The 25,160-nt window shown below is 38.9% G+C and carries 22 protein-coding genes; all 22 read right to left on the bottom strand.

The window, feature by feature from the left end:
• Positions 1–66: 66 nt before the first annotated feature.
• The 22 genes from ACYX4O_RS09555 to dapA all read right to left on the bottom strand — a co-directional run bounded on the left by ACYX4O_RS09555 (position 67) and on the right by dapA (position 25,144).
• Positions 67–864 (bottom strand): TIGR00282 family metallophosphoesterase, encoded by a 798-nt coding sequence (locus ACYX4O_RS09555; RefSeq protein ID WP_476356669.1) that lies wholly within the window; start codon positions 862–864, stop codon positions 67–69.
• A 132-nt stretch (positions 865–996) separates the two neighbouring features.
• Positions 997–2,559 (bottom strand): ribonuclease Y, encoded by a 1,563-nt coding sequence (rny, locus tag ACYX4O_RS09550; protein ID WP_188649865.1) that lies wholly within the window; start codon positions 2,557–2,559, stop codon positions 997–999.
• Between the two features lie 324 nt (positions 2,560–2,883).
• On the bottom strand, positions 2,884–3,921 hold the full coding sequence (recA, locus tag ACYX4O_RS09545; protein WP_476356666.1) for a recombinase RecA: 1,038 nt from the start codon (positions 3,919–3,921) through the stop codon (positions 2,884–2,886).
• Positions 3,922–4,086: 165 nt separating this feature from the next.
• Complete coding sequence (locus tag ACYX4O_RS09540; RefSeq protein ID WP_476356665.1) at positions 4,087–5,337, bottom strand: competence/damage-inducible protein A; 1,251 nt, start codon at positions 5,335–5,337, stop codon at positions 4,087–4,089.
• A gap of 1 nt (position 5,338) precedes the next feature.
• Positions 5,339–5,917: a CDP-diacylglycerol--glycerol-3-phosphate 3-phosphatidyltransferase gene (pgsA, locus tag ACYX4O_RS09535; RefSeq protein WP_476356663.1), complete on the bottom strand. Its 579-nt coding sequence runs from the start codon at positions 5,915–5,917 to the stop codon at positions 5,339–5,341.
• Between the two features lie 85 nt (positions 5,918–6,002).
• A complete protein-coding gene (locus tag ACYX4O_RS09530; protein WP_476356661.1) occupies positions 6,003–6,995 on the bottom strand; it encodes a RodZ domain-containing protein in 993 nt (330 codons plus the stop codon).
• 18 nt (positions 6,996–7,013) lie between these two features.
• On the bottom strand, positions 7,014–7,805 hold the full coding sequence (locus ACYX4O_RS09525; protein WP_036778849.1) for a DUF3388 domain-containing protein: 792 nt from the start codon (positions 7,803–7,805) through the stop codon (positions 7,014–7,016).
• A 377-nt stretch (positions 7,806–8,182) separates the two neighbouring features.
• Positions 8,183–8,440 (bottom strand): DUF3243 domain-containing protein, encoded by a 258-nt coding sequence (locus tag ACYX4O_RS09520; RefSeq protein WP_188649856.1) that lies wholly within the window; start codon positions 8,438–8,440, stop codon positions 8,183–8,185.
• An 84-nt stretch (positions 8,441–8,524) separates the two neighbouring features.
• Positions 8,525–9,244, bottom strand: coding sequence for an elongation factor P 5-aminopentanone reductase (gene ymfI / locus ACYX4O_RS09515; RefSeq protein WP_476356658.1), 720 nt, complete (start codon positions 9,242–9,244; stop codon positions 8,525–8,527).
• Between the two features lie 11 nt (positions 9,245–9,255).
• On the bottom strand, positions 9,256–10,545 hold the full coding sequence (gene yfmH / locus ACYX4O_RS09510; protein WP_476356656.1) for an EF-P 5-aminopentanol modification-associated protein YfmH: 1,290 nt from the start codon (positions 10,543–10,545) through the stop codon (positions 9,256–9,258).
• Positions 10,545–11,831, bottom strand: coding sequence for an EF-P 5-aminopentanol modification-associated protein YfmF (gene yfmF / locus ACYX4O_RS09505; RefSeq protein WP_476356654.1), 1,287 nt, complete (start codon positions 11,829–11,831; stop codon positions 10,545–10,547). The genes yfmH and yfmF overlap by 1 nt, the downstream gene beginning before the upstream one ends.
• 184 nt (positions 11,832–12,015) lie before the next feature.
• Complete coding sequence (locus ACYX4O_RS09500; RefSeq protein ID WP_476356652.1) at positions 12,016–13,599, bottom strand: sodium:solute symporter family protein; 1,584 nt, start codon at positions 13,597–13,599, stop codon at positions 12,016–12,018.
• Positions 13,599–13,703 (bottom strand): symporter small accessory protein, encoded by a 105-nt coding sequence (locus ACYX4O_RS09495; protein ID WP_476356651.1) that lies wholly within the window; start codon positions 13,701–13,703, stop codon positions 13,599–13,601. Before ACYX4O_RS09495 ends, ACYX4O_RS09500 begins: the two co-directional genes overlap by 1 nt.
• Before the next feature lie 317 nt (positions 13,704–14,020).
• Positions 14,021–14,977, bottom strand: a complete 957-nt coding sequence (locus tag ACYX4O_RS09490; RefSeq protein WP_476356649.1) for an ABC transporter permease — start codon at positions 14,975–14,977, stop codon at positions 14,021–14,023.
• Entirely contained in the window at positions 14,978–16,024 is a 1,047-nt protein-coding gene (locus ACYX4O_RS09485) for an ABC transporter permease (protein WP_476356647.1), read from the bottom strand. It abuts the gene before it with no gap.
• The gene (locus ACYX4O_RS09480) at positions 16,024–17,553 is read right to left on the bottom strand and encodes an ABC transporter ATP-binding protein (RefSeq protein WP_476357071.1); all 1,530 of its coding nucleotides are present in this window, start codon (positions 17,551–17,553) and stop codon (positions 16,024–16,026) included. The genes ACYX4O_RS09485 and ACYX4O_RS09480 overlap by 1 nt, the downstream gene beginning before the upstream one ends.
• A 223-nt stretch (positions 17,554–17,776) precedes the next feature.
• Complete coding sequence (locus ACYX4O_RS09475) at positions 17,777–18,934, bottom strand: BMP family lipoprotein (RefSeq protein WP_476356645.1); 1,158 nt, start codon at positions 18,932–18,934, stop codon at positions 17,777–17,779.
• Positions 18,935–19,038: 104 nt separating this feature from the next.
• Entirely contained in the window at positions 19,039–19,764 is a 726-nt protein-coding gene (locus tag ACYX4O_RS09470) for a GntR family transcriptional regulator (RefSeq protein ID WP_476356643.1), read from the bottom strand.
• Between the two features lie 250 nt (positions 19,765–20,014).
• Entirely contained in the window at positions 20,015–22,348 is a 2,334-nt protein-coding gene (locus ACYX4O_RS09465) for a DNA translocase FtsK (protein ID WP_476356641.1), read from the bottom strand.
• A 212-nt stretch (positions 22,349–22,560) separates the two neighbouring features.
• Positions 22,561–22,782 (bottom strand): YlzJ-like family protein, encoded by a 222-nt coding sequence (locus ACYX4O_RS09460; protein ID WP_476356639.1) that lies wholly within the window; start codon positions 22,780–22,782, stop codon positions 22,561–22,563.
• Positions 22,779–23,522 (bottom strand): ClpP family protease, encoded by a 744-nt coding sequence (locus ACYX4O_RS09455; RefSeq protein WP_476356637.1) that lies wholly within the window; start codon positions 23,520–23,522, stop codon positions 22,779–22,781. The genes ACYX4O_RS09460 and ACYX4O_RS09455 overlap by 4 nt, the downstream gene beginning before the upstream one ends.
• 749 nt (positions 23,523–24,271) lie before the next feature.
• Positions 24,272–25,144, bottom strand: coding sequence for a 4-hydroxy-tetrahydrodipicolinate synthase (gene dapA / locus ACYX4O_RS09450; protein ID WP_476356635.1), 873 nt, complete (start codon positions 25,142–25,144; stop codon positions 24,272–24,274).
• Between the last annotated feature and the right edge of the window lie 16 nt (positions 25,145–25,160).

The raw sequence follows: 25,160 nt of genomic DNA, 5'->3' as shown, positions 1-25,160 counted from the left end.
TATATTCATGGAGTTGAAAAGTTATTCCCCCCTATTATGAACGAATTTTTCTAAAAATTCAAATAATCAACTAAAAAATGGATGATCATCGTTAATTAGAATTCGTTCAACCTTACGTGCTTTGCCGGAGGAGGCATCCACATCAACTAGGAATGCACTTAGTTGTGTTCTTCCCGTTTTTGGAACTTCAAAACGTACTGGTAAATTTGTAAGAAATTTCTTGATAACCGCCTCTTTGTCTGTCCCCAAAATTTCATCATATGGACCGGTCATTCCTACGTCCGTTATATAAGCAGTTCCATCAGATAGAATACGGTCATCTGCAGTCTGAACGTGAGTATGTGTTCCTACTACCGCACTTACACGACCGTCTAAATACCAAGCTAAGGCTTGCTTTTCAGAAGTAGCTTCAGCATGAAAATCTACAAATATAAGATTTGTGCGTTTCTTTGCCTGTTTAACTAATTCATCCGCTTTTTTAAACGGATCATCTAACGGAGGCATAAAAGTCCTACCTTGTAAATTAATAATAGCTAACTCTACGCCATTATCTTTCACGTACATAATCCCATCTCCAGGGGTCCCTTCAGGGAAATTGGCTGGGCGGATCATTTTGTCGGCATCATCTATAAAATCAAAAATCTCTTTTTTGTCCCAAGCGTGATTCCCTAATGTTACAGCTTGAGCGCCAAGTTCTAGAAACTTTTGATAGATCTTGTGATTAATCCCCTTACCAGAAGCTGCATTTTCCCCATTAATAATAGTGAAGTGTGGTTGGTAAGAGTTTTTCAATTTAGGTAAGTAATCTTCCACCATTTGGCGCCCCGGCGAGCCTACTACATCTCCAACGAATAATATTTTCATGTTTAGTCCCTCTCTTATCTCATTTCATTCAGTGATACACAGTCAAATTACAAGTTACAATGACTTTGTGGCTGTTTTTAGTATTATACATAGGTTTAGACATAAAATAAAGCGACCCAAAGGGTCGCTTTATTATTTGGCATATTCTACAGCTCTAGTTTCTCGAACTACGGTTACTTTTATATGACCCGGATAGTCTAACTCACCTTCAATACGATTTCTTATATCTCTAGCAAGTTGAACGGACTTCAAGTCATCGATTTCTTCTGGTTTCACCATAATGCGTACCTCTCGTCCTGCTTGAATGGCAAAGGATTTCTCAACGCCATCATAGGACTCAGAAATTTCTTCAAGCTTCTCTAAACGCTTAATATAGTTCTCTAACGTTTCACTTCGCGCTCCTGGTCTAGCTGCAGACAAGGCGTCTGCTGCTGCTACAAGAACAGAAATGACAGAAGTAGGCTCTTCGTCTCCATGGTGTGAAGCAATCGCATTAATAACGGTATCATTTTCTTTATATTTCTTCGCTAATTCTACACCTATTTCAACGTGACTTCCCTCTACTTCATGGTCAATCGCTTTACCAATATCATGTAACAGACCAGCACGTCGAGCTAACGTTTCGTCTTCACCTAGCTCAGCAGCTAAAAGTCCGGATAAGTATGCGACTTCTGTAGAGTGCTTCAATACATTTTGACCGTAACTTGTACGATACTTCAAACGACCTAATATCTTAACAAGGTCTGGGTGTAATCCGTGAACACCCACTTCAAACGTGGTTTGTTCCCCAACTTCCCTTATAAACTCATCTACTTCACGACGTGATTTTTCGACCATTTCTTCAATTCGCGCTGGGTGAATTCGTCCATCTTGAACAAGTTTTTCTAGCGCGTTACGCGCGATTTCTCTTCTGACTGGATCAAATCCAGAAAGAATTACAGCTTCTGGGGTATCATCAATTATAAGATCAATTCCAGTAAGTGTTTCAAGAGTACGGATATTACGCCCTTCACGACCAATGATACGACCTTTCATCTCATCGTTCGGTAAGTTTACAACGGAAACCGTTGTTTCAGCAACGTGGTCAGCAGCACAACGTTGAAGGGCAAGAGAAAGAATGTTCTTCGCTTTCTTGTCCGCTTCTTCTTTAGCACGGTTTTCTGCCTCTTTAATCATAAGTGCTGATTCATGAGCCACTTCTTGTTCAACACGCTCTAAAATAACCTGCTTCGCTTGATCTGTAGTGTATCCTGAAATACGCTCAAGCTCAGTTTGTTGCTGCTTTCTCATCTCATCCACTTTGCTTTCCGTTTCTTCAATTTGTTGTTGTTTTTCAGTTAATGACTCTTCTTTCTTTTCTAACGTCAGTTCGCGCTTATCAAGCGTTTCACTTTTTCGATCCAGATTCTCTTCCTTTTGCATCAAACGGCTTTCTTGCTTTTGAAGCTCTGTGCGTCGCTCGCGAATTTCTTGTTCAGCTTCTTGACGAAGTTGATGATTCTCTTCTTTTGCCTCAAGCAGCGCTTCCTTCTTCGCTGCATCTGCATTTCGATGACCTTCTTCAACAATTTGTTTCGCCAAATCTTCGGCACTAGAAATTTTCGCTTCAGCAATGGACTTCCGAACCCAATAACCAACAACATAAGCGATGATGACGAAAAGCAAAATGAGGATGATTGTGATTAAGTTATCCATACCATTCACCTCCTCTTGCTTTTTCACTTTTTACCATACATGTTTGTCGGCATGTACATGTTTGTTTCATTTTCATTTTCGTTTTTAAAGATTCAAAACATTTCGTATAAAGTTAAGAAAAATGAAAATTATACATATTAATTCTAAGCTTGACGAGTGTTATTGTCAAGGAAGCGTCCAATTTCTCCCTCTATTTCATACATTCTCTTTCATATTCAATAAACTAGTCAAACCCTATCACTTCATAAACGTATAAAACTGCATATCAATATGTAGGAAAAAATCCTGCAACATTTGCAGGATTTTTAGGTAAACGAATATCTTTTAAACATCTAGAGTATCTTGATTCTCATTCTCTTTGGAACCTTCGGGATCATCATACATGTCATAATGTTGACGGATCTTCGTATTAATTTCATCGTATCGATCCGCATTTTCTTTAAGATAACTTTTTGCATTTTCGCGACCTTGCCCCATACGTTCATCGTTGTAAGAATACCAAGAGCCACTCTTCGTTATAATATCAAGGTCAGTACCGATGTCGATCAGCTCACCTTCTTTAGAGATCCCTTCACCGTACATAATATCAACTTCAGCTTGCCTGAATGGAGGGGCTACTTTATTCTTAACGACTTTAATTTTAGTTTTATTACCAACCATCTCGTTTCCTTGCTTAAGCGTTTCGGCACGACGCACTTCTAAACGTACAGAAGAGTAGAATTTTAACGCGCGTCCACCTGGAGTTGTTTCAGGGTTACCAAACATAACCCCAACTTTTTCACGTATTTGGTTGATAAACATAGCTGTTGTTTTCGATTTATTTATAGCACCGCCAAGTTTACGAAGTGCTTGGGACATGAGTCGAGCTTGCAGACCTACGTGCGAGTCTCCCATTTCCCCTTCAATCTCTGCTTTTGGCACTAAAGCTGCTACAGAGTCAATGACAATAATATCAATTGCACCACTTCGAACAAGAGCTTCGGCGATTTCAAGTGCTTGCTCCCCTGTATCAGGTTGAGAGAGTAACAGATTCTCAATATCTACACCTAATGCTCGTGCATAAACGGGATCTAGAGCGTGCTCAGCGTCAATAAATGCCGCTTGTCCACCTTGACGTTGGGCTTCTGCAATAGCGTGAAGCGCAACTGTTGTTTTACCTGAAGACTCTGGCCCATATACTTCCACAATACGACCTCTAGGATAGCCACCTACACCTAAAGCCACATCAAGAGCTAATGAACCACTTGGTACTGTATTTATCTTCATTTCGGCTTGCTCGCCCATTTTCATAATTGAACCTTTACCGAATTGCTTTTCTATTTGACGTAGAGCCATATCTAACGCTTGTTTACGATCGCTCACTTTGTTTCCCCCTTACGAATTAACTATACCTATCATAACGTGTTTTTAATCATTTGCCAACAAAAATGCGAATAAATGTTCCCTATTTTTAAAAAGGTGTTCTCCCTTAAAATTGAAAGATACGATTACGGAAACACAATTTTAAGGGAGAGTATGTGGTTGATTTTACGATTTTAATAAATGATACAAAAGTTCATAAGCTTTTTTAACACTTCGATGTCTAATCATATCACGATCACCATTAAAGTGAAAACATTTAACGATCGGTTGGTTACCATCTACATAAATTCCAATATAAACCGTCCCGACCTCTTGACCTTCTGAAGGATCGGGGCCTGCTACACCTGTAAAACTAATACCGATATCACTATCAAGCTTCCCCGTTACATTTACAGCCATTGATAAAGCGCAAGCTTCCGAGACCGCACCGTATTCACCTAGAATAAGTGCCGGTATATCTAAGAGGCTTTTCTTAGACTCATTAGAATAAGACACGATTCCGCCTTTACACACTGAGGAAGCTCCTTCAATGGAAATCAGGCTGTCCGTAAATCGACCACCTGTTAAGCTCTCAGCAGCACTTACAGTAAGCTCCTGTTCCTGAAGTAACTGCATCACCTTACTCTGAATAGTGTCTTGATCAGATCCATAACAGTACTTTCCGATACGATTCTTAATTTCTTGTTCGGCACCTTCAATAAGAGCTGCTGCTTCTTTCTCAGAATCAGCTCTTGCCGTAAGACGCAGACCCACTTCTCCTTCACTAGCTAAAGGGGCTATTGTAGGATTAGATTGTCCCTCGATTAAATCTTTCAGGTCATGCTCTAGTTGAGATTCCCCAATCCCAATAAAGCGCAACATGCGAGATTGGATGGTTTGATTAATTTTAAAATACTTTTCTATATACTTAAAACCGTCATCTTGTAAAATGGCTTTCATTTCTCTAGGTACACCAGGAAGGAACACCCATAACTTCTCGTCTTGTTGTACAACAAACCCTGGCGCCATACCTACACGATTATGAAGCAGAGTACCTCCTTCAATAATTCGTGCTTGACGCTTATTATTTGGTGTCATTTGTTGGTTGTTTCTAGCGTAGTAGGCTTCAATAGAAGCTAATGCTTCATCATCTTGTATAATCTCTTTTCCCATTACGTTGGCCGCTGCCTCACGAGTCAGATCATCGTCAGTAGGTCCTAATCCTCCAGTAATGATAATAAGGTCAGAGCGTTGTGCTGACTCTTTAAACTGTGCCTCGAGCCTGCTTAAATTATCCCCTACAACCGTATGATAAAAGACTCCTACGCCTCTATTTGCTAATTCTTGTGATATCCATTGTGCATTAGAATTCACAATTTGACCTAAAAGCAATTCTGTTCCAACTGCGACAATTTCACCTTTAACTAATTGTGTCATTTTATTTAGATCCTTTCATTACATGCCAGTTCTTCATAAAGTACTCAACACCTGACACCACTGTAATAATCATAGCTAAATATAATGCTATGGTTCCAAATGGAAAGCCAATATAAGAAAACGGGAAATTATGAAGGAGTAAAGCTGAAGCTGCAATAATTTGAATCCACGTTTTTAACTTTCCCATTTGGCCTGCTGCAAGTACAATACCTTCTCCTGCTGCAACTAAACGTAAACCCGTAACTGCAAATTCACGACTTATAATTAAAATTACAACCCACGCTGCAGCTAAGTCTAATTCAACTAAAGAAATAAGAGCAGCCGAAACAAGTAATTTATCTGCTAATGGATCGAGAAATTTCCCTAAATTTGTTACTAGGTTAAATTTTCGAGCATAGTAGCCATCCACCCAATCCGTAACAGAAGCTACGATAAACAATATGGCCGCTATTAAATGAGAAACAGGCAGCTCACTTTCCCCTATATTCAGCGTCCCCCAGTTAAAAGGAACAGATAATAGGATCATGAAAATAGGAATCATTAAAATTCTTGAAATGGTAATTTTATTTGGGATGTTCATGTTCACTTGACCTCCAATAGTCTCTCTTAATCAAATATAAAATACAAGAAGGGAGCCCCATCGTCAAGATGACTCCCTTCTGGTGTTATTCTGCCGAAGCTTTTATGATACGGATTTTTTGAACATCTTGCTTTTCAGGTGAAATTGGATATTCAAGAGGCTCTCCGTTTATTTTAAGGGTAACCCCAGGCGTTCTACCAATGTTAATAGTCACTTCTTTTTGACTATTTAGATCAACTTCCTGACCATCTTTAATAGCGTTCTCCATGAAAATAAGGTTTCCAGAAGCACCTTTGATATCTACGTAACTTGTTGAGCCATTAACAGTAGAGAACGTTACTTTTAGCTCCTCAGAATTTTGAAGTTCATATACGGAAATAGGGGTTACACCATTTTGTGTTTGCCCTTTTTCTTTTAGAACAAGTTGATTCTTTGGTTCCTCTTTCGTTTCATCTTCTTTGTCTTCTTCAGTAGATTTATTAGACTCATTATTATTAGAGTCATTATCTTCTGGTTGACCATCGGATGAGTCACTTTCTTCTTCCTGATTTGATTCAGATTCATCAGTGCTCGCCTTACTACTATCTTCTTCCGGTGAACCCTCATTACTTCCAGAACGTTCATAAGTATCTACGGGTTCATCCGTTTCCTGTGTGGGGCTGTCATGATCATTACCTGACCCCATTGTTTTTTGGTAGAACACTAAAGCAACAGCAAGTATACCAACAATCAATAAAATGATGGTTAGCTTTGGCAAGAATGACATAAATGCAGAATTCCTACCAGATGGAGATTCATCCTTTTGTCGCTGCAGTCTAGTATACTGTATATATTCTTCTTCACTAGAAGAAGGAAGTTCACTCTTGTGTTCTTCCATCAAGGCTTCAGCATCTAAGCCAACCGCTTCTGCATATTGCCTAATAAACGCTCTTGTGTAGAATTTACCTGGCATAATGCTGAAATTCCCTTTTTCAATAGCTTGTAAATAACGAGTTTGGATTTTTGTTTCTTGCTGCACATCATCAAGAGTCATGTTTTGAGACTCTCTTGCTTCCTTTAATCTAGCACCTATTTCCATTGCATAACACCTTCCATCTTAAAAATCAAACATGGAAAAGCCGTCTTTTTGATCTAAGTCTGGCTTGTCGACTGTTTCATATGTAATTTCTTCGTTCTCGTCATTCCTAAGCTCAAGAATATAATCAAAATCGTCCAGTTTGTATTCGGTTTCTCGCACTAGCATATCAGGATGTTCTACTACTTTTGTAGCAGGTAAGCGCATGATTTCGCGAACTAATTGCCAGTGCCTTTCATTAGCACGACGAGTAGAAACAATCCCGTCAAGGATATAAACGTTATCAGAGGAGTATTCATCTTCAATTAATTGGCTTCGAATCGTTTGCTTTAATAAAGTACTTGAAACAAATAACCATTTCTTATTGGCAGAAACGCTAGCTGCTACAATCGACTCTGTCTTCCCAACCCTTGGCATACCTCTTATTCCAATAAGCTTATGTTCATCTTTCTTAAAAAGCTCTGCCATAAAGTCTACTAACAGTCCCAGATCTTCTCTGACAAAACGAAACGTCTTCTTATCATCGATATCACTATGTATATACCTTCCATGTCTCACCGCTAATCGGTCACGCAATTTAGGACGACGAAACTTTGTTATGCTGATCGTGTCCATTGTTTCAAGTATTGATCTTAAACGATTAATCTGCTCATCATTTTTGCAAAGGAGGAGCATACCACGCCTAGAATCCTCAACCCCGTTAATGGTAATAATGTTAATAGAAAGCATCCCCAATAAAGAGGAGATATCTCCTAGTAAACCTGGTCTATTTACTTGGATTTCATATTCCAAGTACCATTCCTTCTTTTCCATATCACTACTCCTTTCTATCTTTTATCCCTCTTCTATAATGATCAGGCACAGTTACCCGATAGATCCATTAACTTTTCTCAATTGAAGTTTTTTGAATACTATTACTATCATAAATGATTTTCAAATATTAGAAAAGGATATAATGTCTTGATTTCGGAAACGTTTTATTATACTCACCTACTTTTATACGTACCCAAACACTCCGCTCACGAATCCTTCTAACACCCTTTTTTCCAAAAAGGCCCTATTATAGATCACAGAAATATCGCTAAACGATCATTACTAATGACTTCTAGAGCTAAAGACTTCCCTAAAAAAGCTAATTAAAATTTAGGTACTACAAGACAAAAAAACAAGAGGGGGCTCTCCCCCTCTTGTTACTTCGTACCGTTATTGTGGACTAACTTAACCATCATGTTTGCAATTGCATGTTGTTCCTCTTTAGAAGCAACACTCCATAGATCACGAAGAACCGCTTCTTGATCATTTTTTGCATCCACTTGGTTCGCTAAGTAATCGCCTACCTCATAAGCCAGTTCTGATACGGCACGGTCATCTAAACCATCGCCTTCAGCTTGATGAAGACGATCGCCTAAAAAGTCTTTCCAAGAACCCCAGTTATCTAATACAGACATGGTTATTCCTCCTTCATATGACTCGAACTTACACTATTATCATTTGTGTAGAAGGAGAGAATTATTCATCAAGCTTGATGAAAATCAACCACCCCAAGCACCATTTACATTTAACATTTGTCCTTGTATGTAAGATGAGCCAGGTCCAACTAAGAACTCTACAACATCAGCAACATCTTGAGGTTTTCCTAGCCTGCCCACTGGTATTTCTTCTTTAATTTCAGCTAAATCTTCACTTGAAAATTGTGCATTCATATCCGTTTGTATAAAGCCTGGACGTATTCCATTAACATGTACACCTGAGGGTCCAACTTCTTTTGCCAGAGCTTTCACAAAACTATCCTGAGCACCCTTAACAGAAGAATACACAACCTCACAGCTCGCACCCACTTCACCCCAAATAGAGGATATCATAACAATGTGACCTTGTTTTTGCTTAATCATATGTGGAAGAAGAAGTTGAGAAATGCGCCATGGGGATTTTATATGAATCGATAACAAATCGTCCATTTCTTCAGATGTTACATCCTGGAAAAGTTTGACCAAGCTCGTCCCACTAGCAAATACCAATGTGTCCACAGGGAACTCGATACTCTCGATCATTTCATTCATACTTGGTTCACTCCGAAGATCACATTGTACGGTTTGTAGCACAGTCCCTTCCGGAAGTGAATTACACAATTGGTCAATTGCATATTGATTTGTTTGATAATGTAAAATAAGACTGTAGCCAGATTGGGCAAGCTTTTTAGCAACAGCTTGCCCAATCCCTCCACTAGCCCCTAATAAGAAACATGTTTTCATACTTCATCCCCTTACGCTTCAGAAGGACGAACTTCACAAACAGCAATGCGGTCTTCTGAGATCCAATTCTGAATGTGATTCATTACATCTTGTTTCGTTAATTTCTCAATTTCAGGGAGAACTTGGAACAAATCAATCCCTAAATGACGGTACTGAACGAAAGTAGTAGCAATAAACTCAAGAGAGTTCATTGAACGTAAAAACTGTCCAATACGTTTCTTCTTCATACGTTCAAACTCTTCGTCCGTAATATCGCGCTCTTTCAATTCATGAAGCATTTCTTTAACTCTCTTTTGAAACTGTTCTGGTTCTCGTGTGTTCCCACCTAAAATGGTGAAACCAAAAGTCTTATGAAGGTGGGTTTCAAAAGAGAAACTATCATCAACAAGATCTTCTTTATATAGCTTTTCGAAATATTCTCCACTCTTAGAGAAGAAATGGTCTAAAACCATACTCTTAATCATATCCGTTTGCAAAAATGTATCTTTCGTTAAGCTTGAAGTGTCCTCTTTTACACCCACTAAACATTTTGATACAGAAACAGGCATCTCAATTACTTTATGCTTATTGGCAACTCCTGTTGGCTCACTAGGATAAGAGCGCTTAATATCTTCTGGAGGAGCGAAGGATTTCGAATTCTGATTGTCTTCTATCTGTTTCATCATTGTTTCAGGATCAAAGTTCCCTGCTAAGAAAAATGTCATATTTGATGGATGGTAGAACGTTTCATAACAAGTATACAGATCTTCTTTTGTAATATCCTGAATTGAATCAACAGTACCTGCAATATCAATTTTGACCGGGTGCTCTTCAAACAGGCTCTGTATGGTACCAAAGAAAGATCTCCAATCTGGCTGATCATCATACATCCGGATTTCTTGGGCAATAATACCTTTCTCTTTTTCAACAGACTCATCTGAGAAATACGGGTTCTGCACAAAATCTAAAAGAGTCTGAACATTTTCTGAAATCTCACTTGTTGCTGAGAATAAGTAAGCTGTACTCGTAAAGGATGTAAACGCGTTCGGTGAAGCTCCTTGCTTCGAAAAGTCTTGAAATACATCACGGTCTTCTTTTTCAAAAAGTTTGTGCTCCAAAAAGTGAGCAATACCTTCTGGGACTGTTACTTGTTCATCCTTACCAAGTGGTGTAAAAGTTTGATCTATAGAACCATACTCCGTTGTAAAAACAGCAAATGTCTTAGCCATTTCTCGTTTTGGTAGTAAGTAGACCTCTAATCCGTTCTCAAGCTTTTTAGAATACAATGTTTCTTGTATTTGTTCATAGTTAGTTGTCTTCATTATTCATTTCCCCCTTCTTCTTTCGTTAAGAAGTAGACGGTGTCTAGTGCTACTTTCTTTGCTACTTGTAAAACATCTTCGTGAGTAACACGCTCAACGTTTTCAATGATCTCATTAGGCGTCACTTCAGAACCTGACAACACCTGGTGGTACATTAATTCAATTAAGCCATGTTGGTTATCCATCGTCTCTCTTAGCTGATTAACTACAAGTTGCTTCGTTTCTTGAACATCTTCTTCAGAAAATTCTCCTGCTTTCATAGCATCCATTTGCTTTTCAATAATATCTTTGGCTTGTTCATAATCGTTAGGATCAATACCTGAAAAGACTAGCAACAGACCTTTATGGCTCTCAAATCTAGAAGCGGCATAGTAAGCTAGACTATGCTTCTCGCGCACATTCATAAATAATTTCGAAGACGGAAAACCACCAAAAATACCATTAAAGACTTGTAAAGCATAATAATCTTTATCGCCATAACGAATGGATGTTCGGTAGCCTAGATGAAGCTTCCCTTGTTGAATGTTTTGACGTTCAACGATCTCCTTAACCTCAGAAGGTGCGTCTTGCTGGGTCGTTTTATTTTCTGTCCGTTTCGGTGCAGAATGTCTCTTAATGGTTCCTTGAACAATTTGCTGAACCTCATTAGGGTCTAAGTTCCCTTGTACGTACACATCCATATCATCGTTTGATAACAGATCTTTGTAATATTCATATAAATTCTCTGCGGTAATATCATCAAGGTCTTCTTCATAACCATGAACATGGAAACGGTAAGACTCTTCTTTACACATTTCATCAATGAGTCGCGTGTTCGCATAACTCATTTTATCATCTTTCAATGACTTAATCTTTTGTGTTAGAGTTTGCTTCTCACGATTAATGATTGTTTTATCTAGTGCTTCACCTTCTACCTTAGGATGAAAGATAATTTCATTTATAAGAGATAACCCTTCCTTTAGTAAGGATTCATCTCCAGAGAGCATTTCATCATTTGGAAGCTCCATTCTAAAAGTCATTACGTGATCTTCCCCTTTTTTGGAGGAATCCACGCTTAGAACAGCACCATACAGGCTATCTAAAGCTGTTCGGAAAGCACGAGCAGAAGGATAATTGCTAGTAGCTTGTTGCAATACATAAGGTAACAAAGCCCTTTTAGTGATGACCTCTCGCTTAAGAGGTGACTTTAATTTAACAGCAATGGTATTTGTTTTATATTTTTTCGTTGGGATCATATGTAAATGATATCCCTCTTGTTCAAAGACATGTTCTTCAATGGTTGACATCATACTTCCTCCTTCGTGAGTCACACTATTTATGATTAGCTTATCTTATTGTATGAAAAACTATCCAATAGTTTAAGTATTCTTTGATTGTAACGTGTTTTCTTTAAGAATGCGAATAAAGAGAAGCATTACACAAAAGACACTACCCCCTCCCAAATAAACTAAAGGAGAAAGTAGCGCCCTATTACTTTACAATGGATTTAGATTGAGACTGTACACTTACATCCTTCTGCCGATCCATCAAGCTGACAGTCACAAATACGAGAGCGGATAATGGTAACGCGTATAATAAAGGATCAATATGGGTCCATGGAAATGCAAGCAGAGCATCCTTGCCAAACAACGCTTGTGATAAACCAAGGACACCGGATTCTTTTATATGAAGAAACAAAAATCCCAGTATACTAATAGTGAAACCTGTAATTATGCTGAAAATCGCTCCATTTTTTGAAGCTCTTTTCCAAAATAGTGCTCCCATTAATGTAGGTAAAAACCCCGCTGCACATATACCAAACCAAAATGCGGTCGCTCTTGCAATAACCCCTCCAGGTAATACATATGCCAAAGCAATTGCAGCTAACATCCCCACGATTACCCCCAACCGGGTCATTCCTTGCCCATTTCTTCCCCACTTCACACCAACAGACTTCATAATATCCTCCCCGAATGCTGAAGCTTGTAAATGCACAAGAGAACTAATTGTTGAAATGGTTGCAGATAGCAAAGTAAGCGTAAACAAGTAAATGAACCATTCCGGCATTAAGCTATTGATAAATTTAGGGATGACTAAATCAGAATTTCCTTCCGCTTGAGAAATTGATAACTGACCTGCCGTTTCCATGAAATACACATTGCTTAGCGGTCCAACTATAAAAGCTGCACCAGTCATAAAGAATATAAATATTCCACCGATTAAGACTGACCGGTATAAGGCTTTGTCATCTTTAACTGTCATACAACGCATCATAAGCTGCGGTTGCGCTAAAACGCCAATTCCAACACCCATGATAATTGTACTTACAAGCGTCCACCATAATGGACTTCCAAATACAGGCATACTCGTCCATCCTTGGTGCCCATCTGAGGCGAGGGATTCAGGAACCATATCTTTTAATGCACTTAACGCTTTATGCCCATCAACTACACCACCCACAGCTTGGTAGGTAACAACCAGAAACACAACCATACCTATAAGCATAATCACTGCACCAAAGGCATCCGTATACATAACAGCCTTAATTCCCCCACTAATTACGTATAAAGCTATAATTGCAGCCAAGATGAAAAGAGAAAGATTAAAGTTTAGGGACAATGATTCTTGCAGAAAGCGTCCCCCGCCAATTAATACGATGCTTGTGTAAGCCGGCATAAATATAAAAATCATAGCACCCGCAAAGACTGTAATAAATTTAGACCCATAACGCTTTCCTAATAACGAAGGGAATGTGGATGCATCTAGCTCAATAGATAACCTCCTAATCCGAGTGCCAAAAACTGCAAATGCTACGAAAATGCCTAGTACAATGTTTAAAAACGCTAACCAGAGAAGCCCCATACCGAAAATGGATCCAACTCCACCAAAACCAACTAGAGCTGATGTACTAATAAAAGTCGCACCATATGATAGTGCCATAACAACCGGGTTAATATTCCTCCCACCAAGCAAGTAATCAGACTCCGTTACTGTCTTTTTATATCCATAATAAGCTAAACCTGACATAACCCCAATATAGACGATACATAGTGGGATTAAAATCGACATATTCATTAATTGTCCCCTCCTTTATTCCACATTACGGCTCCGTAAACCACACACCCAATTGTAGAAACTACAGTTAAGATCCAGATTACTGCAATAGATACACTCTCCATACCAAGCATAATTAGCTCATCCTCCCCTCTTGAAGAAAACGCTTACAAAAACAGAGTAAAAAAAACCGAAACTTACCTCTTTATTTGTCTGAATTTTCACATATTAATGTATCATGACCGACCATTCTTTAAAAATACTTTTAAGATGGCTTAACTATATGAAATATGTATAGAAGAAAATATTGACCTGCAACCTCTGTAACCATAGAAGGAACTGGTAAGAGGATTCAAGGGGAAGTGGAGAGGAATAATAAAGCCCCCAACGAAATGAATCATTGGGGGCTTGAGCATCTATCTGTTGCTCTAATTATTTGGGATTATCGACTGCCTTTTATATAAGGTGTTCCAATTGCTTTAGGAGCTTCAGCTCGTCCTATAAAACCAGCTAAGGCAAGTATCGTGAGTACATAAGGAGCAATTAACAAGAACACAGATGGAATGCTCTCTAGTAAAGGTATTCCAGCTGCTACATCACTCAAACTTTGTGCGAAACCAAAGAAAAATGCTGCCCCCATCGCTCCTAATGGGTGCCATTTACCAAAGATCATAGCTGCAAGAGCCATAAATCCTTGACCACTTATGGTAGCACCAGAGAAGTTTCCTGTAATGGTTAAAGCAAATACGCCTCCACCAAGACCTGCGAATACCCCTGATAAGATTACGCCAATATAACGCGTGCGATACACATTAATACCATTGGTATCAGCTGCCATTGGATGTTCCCCTACAGAGCGTAAACGTAAACCAAATGGAGTTTTGAAAATAATAAACCATACAATAAATGCTAATAGTACAGCGACATAAGATGTAACATGGTGAGTAAAGAACATCTCTCCAATAATCGGAATATCACTTAAGATAGGTATATCATTTGAGTAAATTGGCCTTGAGACTTGACCGGTTTGACCCGCACCGTATAGTTCTTGAACTAAAAATAAGGAAACGCCGAGAGCAAGGAAGTTTATAGCGACCCCACTTACTACCTGATCTGCACGAAAAGATACCGATGCTACAGCATGGATTATTGCAAAAAGTCCAGAGATAATAGCCGCTAGCAAAAGTGAAGCGTAAGGTGTAAAACTCCCGAGTGTATCAGCCATCATTAAATTAGTTACGATAGCTGTAAAGGCTCCCATAACCATTAGTCCTTCAAGTCCAATATTTACAACACCAGCACGTTCACTAAAGACCCCACCAAGCGCCGTTAAAATGAGAGGGGCAGCATAGAAAATCGTTACCGGAATAATCGCTAGTAAAATATCAATGATATTCATTTATTTCCCCTCCCTTTTAAAGCGCGTTAAAGCCCAACGAATGATATAGCCTGATGCAACAAAGAAAATAATTAAAGCGACAATGATATCGACTAACTCTTTAGGGATGTTTGCCACAAGCGGCATGCTTCCCGCTCCATTCTTAAGCGTTCCAAATAGGAAAGCTCCAAAGACAGAACCAAGAGCAGTATTACCACCAAGTAATGCTACGGCGATCCCGTCAAAACCAATATTTGTGAAACTAGATTGAACAAACATGTTCCCATATGTACCGAGACCCTGCATTGCACCTGCAACACCTGCGAATGAACCAGAAATCAAAAATGAGTAAACAATATTACGGTTAACGTTCATCCCAGCATAATTGGAAGCATTTTGATTGAATCCAACAGACCTAAGTTCATATCCTTTTGTCGTTTTTTCTAAAATAAACCACATCACAAATGCAAGAGCAAGAGCAATGATTGCTCCCCAGTGAAGACGAGAGCCTGTCCAGTTATAAAACATCTGTGAAGATAACGAAGCTGAATCAGCGACACGATCTGTACTGTCTAATCGATCTGTTAAAACATTCCGAATTAAAGCATTACATGTGTAAAGCGCGATATAATTCATCATAATGGAGACAATTACTTCATGAACCCCAAACTTGGCTTTTAGAAAACCTGGAACGAATCCCCAGAGTGCACCCGCTACACCTGCAGATAAAATAGCAAGTGGAAGGTGAATAATCATAGGTGCTTCAAAAGAAATACCTACCCATACAGATGCTAACCACCCTACAAACACTTGCCCTTCTACTCCGATATTGAATAAACCAGTTCTAAATGCGAAAGCAACAGCAATTCCCGATAAAATAAGAGGCGTTACTTTAACAAACGTTTCACCTATAAAGTAGGAATTTCCAAATGCACCTTCATATAATGCACTGTATCCTTCAACAGGATTATAGCCAAAGCTAAGCATAATAATGGCACCAGCCAATAACCCCAGAATGACCGAAATGATGGGGATTAAAACATTGATAAACCGTTGATCTCTGAGCATCAGCTTTCACCTGCTTTCTTTTCCACTTGGCTTCCGGCCATTAACAACCCTAATTCTTGTTCAGTCGTATCCTCTGGTTTTACATTAGCTACGATTTGACCGTCAAACATAATAGCAATACGGTCACTTACATTCATAATTTCTTCAAGTTCAAATGATAAAAGTAATACTGCTTTTCCTTTATCTCGTTCTTCGATTAATTTCCTATGAATGAATTCAATAGCCCCAACGTCCAATCCACGAGTTGGCTGAGCTGCAATTAAAAGATCAGGAGACCGATCTACCTCTCGACCTATAATGGCTTTCTGCTGATTCCCTCCTGATAAAGCACGAGCTGGGGTATGTTCATTTGGAGTACGAACATCATATTCTTTAATCAGTTTATTGGCTTGCTTATAAATTTCTTTATAATTTAAAACTCCCATAGAAGAATAAGGCTTTTGATAGTAGTTTTGTAAAACCATATTTTCCCCAATCGGAAAATCAAGGACAAGCCCAAATTTATGCCTATCTTGAGGTATATGCGCCACACCTGATTCTGTTACTTTTCGTGGAGTAAAATGAGTGATAGATTCATTATTTAGTAGTATTGACCCAGATTCGACCTTTCTTAGTCCCGCTACTGCTTCAATAAGTTCACTCTGACCATTTCCATCTACTCCAGCTATCCCAACTATTTCACCCGCTTTAACTTCAAGGTGTAACCCTTTGACCATTTCCGCTCCCCTTGCATCTTTGACACGAAGATCAGAAATTTTAAGAATTTCTTCTTTAGGGTGTGCAGGGGTCTTCTCTGTACGGAAGCTAACTTCTCGCCCTACCATTAATGATGCGAGTTCCGTTGTAGAAGTTTCTTTAACGTCTACTGTACCAATGCCTTGTCCCTTTCGTATAACAGTACAACGATCACACACTTCCATAATCTCTTTTAGCTTATGTGTAATTAAAATAATGGATTTTCCTTCTTTAATAAGGGTTCTCATAATCTCAATTAATTCATGAATTTCCTGCGGTGTAAGAACGGCTGTAGGTTCGTCAAGGATAAGGATATCAGCACCTCGATAAAGCGTCTTTAAGATTTCTACCCTTTGTTGCATCCCTACAGATATATCTTTAATCTTTGCTGTTGGATCCACTTTAAGCCCGTAACGCTCAGAAATCTCTTGCACTTCAGCTTCAGCCTTTCTTATGTCGACTGTTCCTGATTTCTTGGGTTCTGATCCTAAAATAATATTTTCAGTTACACTAAACGTATCAACAAGCATAAAGTGTTGGTGCACCATCCCGATACCCATTTCATTTGCAATATTAGGATTAGTAATCTTAACCGGCTTTCCATTGACACGAATTTCGCCTTTCTCTGGTTGATATAATCCAAATAACACGTTCATTAATGTTGATTTCCCAGCTCCATTTTCCCCCAATAAAGCGTGGATTTCGCCTTTTTCCACTTGTAAGTTAATGTTATCGTTGGCTACTATTCCAGGAAATTCTTTACGGATATTTAACATTTCAATAACATAGTCCACTTTGTTCACTCCCCCACTTCCATTAGAAAACACGATATCCTAACAGAATATCGAGTTCTCCTTTCCACCTGTCTGAAAAATCCAAACAAAAGGTTAAAATCAGCAAATGAAAAAGGCCGGTTGTCGGATATCCTTTTCATTTGATGACTTTTCTTACTATAAAACGGTACTAAAGAGGCTGACTCACAAGAAAAGACCAGCCTCTTCTTCCCTATTTCCATTTTTACAAGTTGTTTACATAAGTCTCAAGTTCGTCACGATCTTGAGGAACTTCTACCTCACCACTAGTAATTTTGTCTTTCCATTCTTTCACAGCTTCTTTAATTTCATCTGTATATGCTTCTTCGTTTGTTTCAGCTACACTTACCGCGTCATCACTAAGACCGTAAGCAATTTGCTCTCCGCCTGGGAATTCACCGTTCATTGCTTGTTCAGCAACGTCCGCTACAGCAATATCAACGCGTTTAATCATAGAAGTAAACGTTACATTGTTGTCACCAACCTGACCTTCTTCATACTGGTCACGGTCAACACCGATTACCCATACTTCTTCTGAAGGGTCGTTTTGCTTAATATTTTTTGCTTGGTTGAAGACTCCAACACCCGTACCACCTGATGCATGATAGATAATATCGATTCCGCTATTATACATGTTACTAGCGATTGATTTTCCTTTTGCTGGTTGATCGAATCCACCTGCATACTGTACCTCAACTTCGATGTCAGGGTTTACAGATTTAGCTCCTGCAACGAATCCTGCTTCGAATTTGTTAATAAGGAAACCATCTACACCGCCGACAAAGCCAATCTTGTCTGTTTGAGTCTTCTTAGCTGCTGCAACACCTACTAGGAAAGAACCTTGATGTTCTTTGAACGTGATACTAGCAACGTTAGGTTGTTCAACAACGTCATCTACAATGGAGAAATGAGTGTCTGGATTTTGCTTTGCAACATTCTCAATGTCATCATGTAGTTTGTAACCAATACCATAAATTAAGTTATATCCTTGTTGGACAAGGCGATTTAAGTTTGGAGCATAGTCTGTTGCTTCATTTGACTGTAAGTATGTGTATCCTTTTCCTTCTTCATATCCATTATCATTACCAAACTGCTTAAGGCCTTCCCATGCTGATTGGTTAAACGATTTATCGTCTACACCACCAACATCCGTAACCATTGCTACAGAGAAGTCACTGTTATCACTTGATGTACCTTCTGATGAACCATCATCTGAATTTGTATCTGTTTCTTCAGTCTCTTCATTGTCAGAACCACTATCAGAATCTGTAGAAGCATCATCCGAAGAACCACATGCAGCTAGAATCATGCCAAGCGCTAATAGTAACGCAAATAATAAAATACGGCTTTGTTTCAAATTCATTACCCCCTACGAATTTAAAAGATTAATAGATTAAAGACTATTCATACGACCTGCTTCCGCTTAGGCCCACCACCTCCTTAAGATCAAGACAAATATGTAAACCCTTACACTCTTTTTCGCAACACATGGAATCCAAACGTATCTGCCCTGAAGAAGTTACTAGAATACAGAACCGGCTCGTCATCTGTTGTATAATGCATTTGTTTTAATAAAAGAAGGGGTTGGTCTGGATCACAATTTAATATTGTAGAGATACGCTCCTGATATCCTACTGGTTCAATAAACGTGACGGCATACCCTACAACTTTCTCACTATATTCCTCTAACAACTGAAACATTGAATCTTCTTTGTGTACGTGCTCTAACGGAATTAATCCTTTTGGAATTTTATCCACACAATAAACAACGGGTTCACCGTCCGCTGTTCTGACTCTTTCGACTTTTGCTAATTTTTCGACATGAAATGGATAAAATTTTTTAGCGTCCTCTTCAGTAGCTTCCAAAATCTCAGTAGACAAATATTGACTACCAGGTTTCATGCCGCCTCTTTCGATCATCTCAGTAACACTAAACAATTCTTCAATACCTGATGAGAAGATTGGCTTAGCGTTCACAAAAGTCCCTACACCGTGACGTCTAGTTACTATATTCTCTTCTTCTAATATTCTCAAAGCCTCACGCAATGTAGCTCTTGAAACACCTAGTAACTTCGATAACTGAAACTCAGAAGGAAGCTTCTCCCTCTCTTTATAGGTTCCGTTATCGATATCTTTCTTAATTTGATCAATGACTTGTAAATATAAATGGCGTGTATCTGTTCTTATACTCATGTGTAGTTCACTCCAAGCGTTTTCTCTTATAAGAGATCTGACATCTGACGTTCGACTCATCATATTCGAGATTAATATAACACTTTTATGAGCATAAATAAATAGAATTCTACTATTTTTATCAAAATATCCTCTTTTCTGACATCATTCCATTTCCGTTCACATGCCTTTTTCACCGGCACAAAAGAACGTAAGCGCTTCCTTTATTCTGTATGACATAAAAAAAAGAAAGACACAATAGTGTCTTTCTTTAGGATGATATTTCTTCTGATGATTGTGAAACAAGAACCTCTCTTGGCTTACTGCCCTCATATGGTCCTACAACTTTACGATCTTCCATAGCATCAATTAATCTTGCAGCACGAGTATAACCTATTCGGAATCTTCGTTGTAACATTGATACGCTAGCGCTTTGCATTTCTAATACTAAGGACACAGCATCATCATATAAATCGTCGTCCACTTCTTGTTTTACTTCACTTTCTTCTTCAGGTATCATTTCTTCCTCATATTGAGCTTTTTGTTGTTCTACACAATGATCAACAATACGTTCTACTTCTTCATCAGATAAGAACGCTCCTTGAACACGAGTTGGTTTTGAAGAACCTACAGGGATGAATAACATATCTCCTCGCCCAAGTAGTTTCTCAGCTCCACCGGAATCTAAGATCGTCCTGGAATCCGTTTGTGAAGATACGCTAAAGGCAATTCTAGAAGGGATATTAGCTTTAATAACCCCTGTAATAACATCAACAGATGGGCGCTGCGTAGCAATAATAAGATGAATACCTGCAGCACGCGCCATTTGAGCGAGACGGGTAATAGCATCTTCTACCTCATTTGATGCAACCATCATTAAGTCTGCAAGTTCATCAACTAAAACTACAATGTAAGGAAGTTGAGGCTGAGAGTCCTCACTCTCAGCATTGTGTTTCCTTATATGTTCATTGTAACCTTCAATATTCCTCGTAGCCGTATCTGAAAACAGTTCATATCTTCTTTCCATCTCAGAAACTACTTTCTTCAAAGCACGGGACGCTTTCTTAGGATCTGTAACAACAGGAGCTAAAAGATGGGGTATACCGTTATAAACATTAAGTTCTACTTTCTTAGGGTCAATCATCATCATTTTTACTTCATGAGGTTTGGCTCTCATTAAAATGCTTGTAATAATTCCATTAATACACACACTCTTACCGCTACCTGTAGCACCTGCCACTAATAAGTGAGGCATCTTATTTAACTCAGAAACAATGGCATCACCTGAGATATCCCTTCCGAGTCCAAATAATAGTTTAGAATCCGATTGAATCTGATGAGGCTCTATCACTTCTCTTAAGCTAACCATTGCGACTTCTTGATTTGGAACTTCGATCCCTACAGCTGACTTCCCTGGTATAGGGGCTTCTATACGAATATCTTTAGCTGCTAATGCAAGAGCAAGATCATCATGTAAGTTTACAATCTTACTTACCTTCACACCAACATCAGGATAGACCTCATATTTCGTTACCGATGGTCCCACATGGACCTTCGTCACTTTTGCTTTCACACCAAAACTATGGAATGTTTGTTCAAGTTTTTTAACGGTAGCTTGTATCTTAGAACGTTCTTGTTGCTGGGTGTTTTGAGTCGGTTCTGCTAATAAGTCCAAGGAAGGTAACTGATAGTCCACGTTTTCCATTTCTGTAAGAGGTAACGTTTCAGCTAAACCTTCCTCGTCTGTTGGAGCTTCTTGAGAGCTCTGAGCAGTGGGTTGCTGTTCAGAAGTTTTCTCTTGTTTATATGCATTGTCCGTAAAGTCTTGAATAATAGGGGACGAAAGTGCTTCCTCTGATTCTGACTCAGGCTCTTTTTGTTTGTCTTTCTTACTTCCATTCCCATACTCAATCGGAGCTTCTTCCTCGTCTTTCTGTTCATCTCTATCTCTTTGACGTTTTTCTTTATATTGCTCTCGTTGTTCTTTTACAGAAGACCACTGATGCCCCATAAACTCTTTTCCTTTACCTAGCACACTCCTTAACAGGTCTCCTAGAGAAATCTCTGTTAAGAATAATACGCCTACAATCATCGCAAAGACTGAAACAATCTTCGCCCCTGTTGGTGCGAATAAATAATAGGTAAATGCAAACAAGCTTCCCCCGATTAAACCTCCCCCTAATTGAGAGGATGCTAAGGCTCCTTGATTGTAGGCTTGGAAATGGTTCCAGGTAACCTTTAATATGGAGGGCTCGACATTATCTTTCATCACCGCTTCAAATGTTTGAACATGAGTTAAGAGGAGTATGGCTGCAAATAAAATATAAAAGCCTACAAATCGTTTATGTAAGAACATAGGCCATTTTCGCTGCACCATTAAGTAAATCCCTACTACAAATAGAAAAATAGAGACAAAAAAGTACCATACTCCAAAAAAGAATTGGAATAAATGTTCTAAACTATTCGGAATTGCTCCACCGGAAATTGCACTGGCACCACTACCGAAGACGGATAAAAATATAAATAACAGACCTATAAGTTCAAACTTAACCTGATCTTTTACTTGTGTTTTCTTTTGTTTCTTTTTTTGACGTTTTTTCGCCATTCGCTCACCATCTTTCAAGCAAGTATAGTAAATTGCTCAACCAAATAAGCAACTTCCATCTCTTAGCTACTATAATATTTCTGAAAAAAGAACAAGAAATCCTGCAACATAAGCTGTTACAGGACTTTCATTCCAAAGTATGCCTCGTTTGGATAGGCAATCCTTCAGACCCTATTATAGCATAAAAAGAAGCGAACAAATATACCCGTTCCTTAGGTACTTAGGCCGTTTGTTAGAATTGTACCTGGTAAATACTGTTGATTTAAATAATCCTGAGGATCTGTAGATAGCAATTGAACGAGTTGATAAGATCCATCATCAAGTTGTTCAACCCTACACATCTTACCATTTATCGACATCGTTTGGTGCTTCTCATAGCTTGATAAGTCATCTTCAATAATGTCATAGTCACTCAAAGGAGTGTAATGGATCATTGGATCACCTGCTGTTCTTTTTGTTTATTTTCATCAATTAACTCATTTAGTTTCTTCATTGCTTGACTCACTCCACCAACTGCATCAATCAAACCACACTCAACTGCATCATCTCCGATAACGTTCGTCCCTATATCACGAGTTAAATTTCCCTTTGCAAACATTAAATCTTTAAATTTCTCTTCTGATACGTTTGAGTGATGTGTCACAAAATTAATAACACGCTCCTGCATCTTATCTAAGTACTCAAATGTCTGAGGTACACCAATTACAAGGCCTGTTAATCGAATAGGGTGAATGGTCATAGTAGCCGTCTCTGCTATAAAAGAATAATTTGTAGCTACAGCAATCGGTACTCCAATAGAGTGTCCTCCTCCTAGTACTATAGAAACAGAAGGCTTTGATAAGGAAGCAATCATCTCAGATATAGCAAGACCCGCTTCCACGTCTCCTCCGACGGTATTTAACAAGACAATGACCCCTTCAATTTTAGGGTTTTGTTCGATAGCAATAATTTGAGGTATTAAATGCTCATATTTTGTAGTTTTATTTTTAGGAGGAAGTTGTACATGTCCCTCTACTTGCCCAATAATAGGTAAAATGTGAATGTTTGAGTCTGGTGCTTGCGGTACATTGGATTGACCTAGCTGTTGAATTTTTTGCATTAACGAAGATTGAGAATTTTGATCCTGTTCTTGCTCCTGGTCTTGGCCCTTTTTTGGCGTTTCTTCTTTTCCCATAATAACTCGCTCCTTTCATCATTATCCCTAGTATGAGCGAACTGAAAAAGAAGCATGCACCGTTTACAAAATACACTTATTAAACCAGGCTAATTTATATTTAGTTCTCTAATTTGGTTGCAATTTTTAGTAGTAGGCTGTTTTTGTTTTTAAGGTTTTGTTCCATATAAGCCCTCTTATATGGAATACTCGAAGTTGAGACAATTTTGTATAGATAGGGCCGTTACATTTGAATAGTGCTTGGGGTGTCTGGGGAACGGCTCGCTTTCCGCGGGCGAGCTGTCGAGCCTCCTCGGGAAGACCACCTTGCGGGGTCTCGTCGACCTCTTTCTCCCGCAGGAGTCTCCCCGTTCCCCAGACACCCCTGGCTACATTTTGCACAAACGGCCCAGACGCTTAAGTGCGAACTTGTATCGCATACGGTATGTTTCCGTTAAGTCTAATAAGGAGAAGTGGTCGAGAAATTGTGAGAGTCCTGCGACAGTGGGAGCCTCATTAGTGAAGGAGGAAGTTCGACTAAGACCGTCACGTCGTGTGGGGCAGCCGAAAGCGAGTTATTCCCCCCTAACGCTCTAACAATTCAACCGGAAACATTGTCTCAGTTTCTAGTCTCCTACAATCCTGACCTATTCTTGAAGAAAGCTCTTAGTCATAAATAACAACGCTTACACTTTAAAAGTGACTAATGATATGTAAATTATATAATACATAATAAAAGCTCCCTGAAAAGTAGATCAGGGAGCTTACAATTATTTAAATGGAGCTAGAGCATTAGATAGTGTGTTTCTCTCTTCTGCTGATAAAGGAATAAGTGGAAGGCGCACTCCGCCTACATCTAATCCTTTCATTTGAAGAGCTGTTTTAACAGGTGTTGGAGATGGAGCCATGAAGCAAGCATTCATCACGGGAAGGATCTTTTGATGAAGTTTCGCTGCTTTACGGGAATCTCCTTCTCGTAATTCGCGGATCATCTCTTGCATTTCATTACCGATTACATGAGCAGATACCGACACAATGCCATTTGCGCCAATAGCTACAGAAGGAAGTGTAAGGCTATCCTCACCACTATAAACGCTAAAACCTTCGTCTGTATTGGAAATCAATTCTGTCATAGTGTCCAAGTCACCACTAGCATCTTTAACAGAAACAATGTTTTCAATTTTTGACAAGCGGGTGATTGTATCTACATCTATATTAACAACAGAACGTCCAGGGATGTTATAGAGCATAATTGGTAAAGATGTTTCTTTAGCAATAGTACTGAAGTGCTGATAAAGCCCTTCTTGGCTCGGTTTGTTGTAATAAGGAGTCACTAGCATAATACCATCTACACCAGTTTGTTCTGCTTTTTTCGTTAATTCAATTGTAGCATGTGTGTTGTTACTTCCGGTTCCTGCAATAACAGGCACTCGTTTATCAACGATGCTAACAACGTGTTTACATAAAGCAATCTTTTCTTCTGAAGTTAACGTAGGTGATTCGCCTGTAGTCCCTGCAATAACAAGACCATCAGATCCATTCTCAATTAAGTAGTTGACGAGTTGTGTGGTCTTATCTAAATCTAGATTCCCACGATTGTCAAACGGAGTCACCATAGCTGTCAATACATTCCCAAAATTCATAAATAAATGCTCCTTT

The organism is Pontibacillus sp. ABV4_188, assembly GCF_056311905.1.
Note: the sequence above shows the minus strand (reverse complement) of the source record. Positions and strands in the feature narration are given on the sequence as shown.

Coding starts and splice junctions, on each gene's coding strand:
- ACYX4O_RS09555 (WP_476356669.1), bottom strand. CDS start 864: ATGAAAATATTATTCGTTGGAGATGTAGTAGGCTCGCCGGGGCGCCAA.
- rny (WP_188649865.1), bottom strand. CDS start 2,559: ATGGATAACTTAATCACAATCATCCTCATTTTGCTTTTCGTCATCATC.
- ACYX4O_RS09540 (WP_476356665.1), bottom strand. CDS start 5,337: ATGACACAATTAGTTAAAGGTGAAATTGTCGCAGTTGGAACAGAATTG.
- pgsA (WP_476356663.1), bottom strand. CDS start 5,917: ATGAACATCCCAAATAAAATTACCATTTCAAGAATTTTAATGATTCCT.
- ACYX4O_RS09530 (WP_476356661.1), bottom strand. CDS start 6,995: ATGGAAATAGGTGCTAGATTAAAGGAAGCAAGAGAGTCTCAAAACATG.
- ACYX4O_RS09525 (WP_036778849.1), bottom strand. CDS start 7,805: ATGGAAAAGAAGGAATGGTACTTGGAATATGAAATCCAAGTAAATAGA.
- ACYX4O_RS09520 (WP_188649856.1), bottom strand. CDS start 8,440: ATGTCTGTATTAGATAACTGGGGTTCTTGGAAAGACTTTTTAGGCGAT.
- ymfI (WP_476356658.1), bottom strand. CDS start 9,244: ATGAAAACATGTTTCTTATTAGGGGCTAGTGGAGGGATTGGGCAAGCT.
- yfmH (WP_476356656.1), bottom strand. CDS start 10,545: ATGAAGACAACTAACTATGAACAAATACAAGAAACATTGTATTCTAAA.
- yfmF (WP_476356654.1), bottom strand. CDS start 11,831: ATGTCAACCATTGAAGAACATGTCTTTGAACAAGAGGGATATCATTTA.
- ACYX4O_RS09500 (WP_476356652.1), bottom strand. CDS start 13,599: ATGAATATGTCGATTTTAATCCCACTATGTATCGTCTATATTGGGGTT.
- ACYX4O_RS09495 (WP_476356651.1), bottom strand. CDS start 13,703: ATGGAGAGTGTATCTATTGCAGTAATCTGGATCTTAACTGTAGTTTCT.
- ACYX4O_RS09490 (WP_476356649.1), bottom strand. CDS start 14,977: ATGAATATCATTGATATTTTACTAGCGATTATTCCGGTAACGATTTTC.
- ACYX4O_RS09485 (WP_476356647.1), bottom strand. CDS start 16,024: ATGCTCAGAGATCAACGGTTTATCAATGTTTTAATCCCCATCATTTCG.
- ACYX4O_RS09475 (WP_476356645.1), bottom strand. CDS start 18,934: ATGAATTTGAAACAAAGCCGTATTTTATTATTTGCGTTACTATTAGCG.
- ACYX4O_RS09470 (WP_476356643.1), bottom strand. CDS start 19,764: ATGAGTATAAGAACAGATACACGCCATTTATATTTACAAGTCATTGAT.
- ACYX4O_RS09465 (WP_476356641.1), bottom strand. CDS start 22,348: ATGGCGAAAAAACGTCAAAAAAAGAAACAAAAGAAAACACAAGTAAAA.
- ACYX4O_RS09460 (WP_476356639.1), bottom strand. CDS start 22,782: ATGATCCATTACACTCCTTTGAGTGACTATGACATTATTGAAGATGAC.
- ACYX4O_RS09455 (WP_476356637.1), bottom strand. CDS start 23,522: ATGGGAAAAGAAGAAACGCCAAAAAAGGGCCAAGACCAGGAGCAAGAA.
- dapA (WP_476356635.1), bottom strand. CDS start 25,144: ATGAATTTTGGGAATGTATTGACAGCTATGGTGACTCCGTTTGACAAT.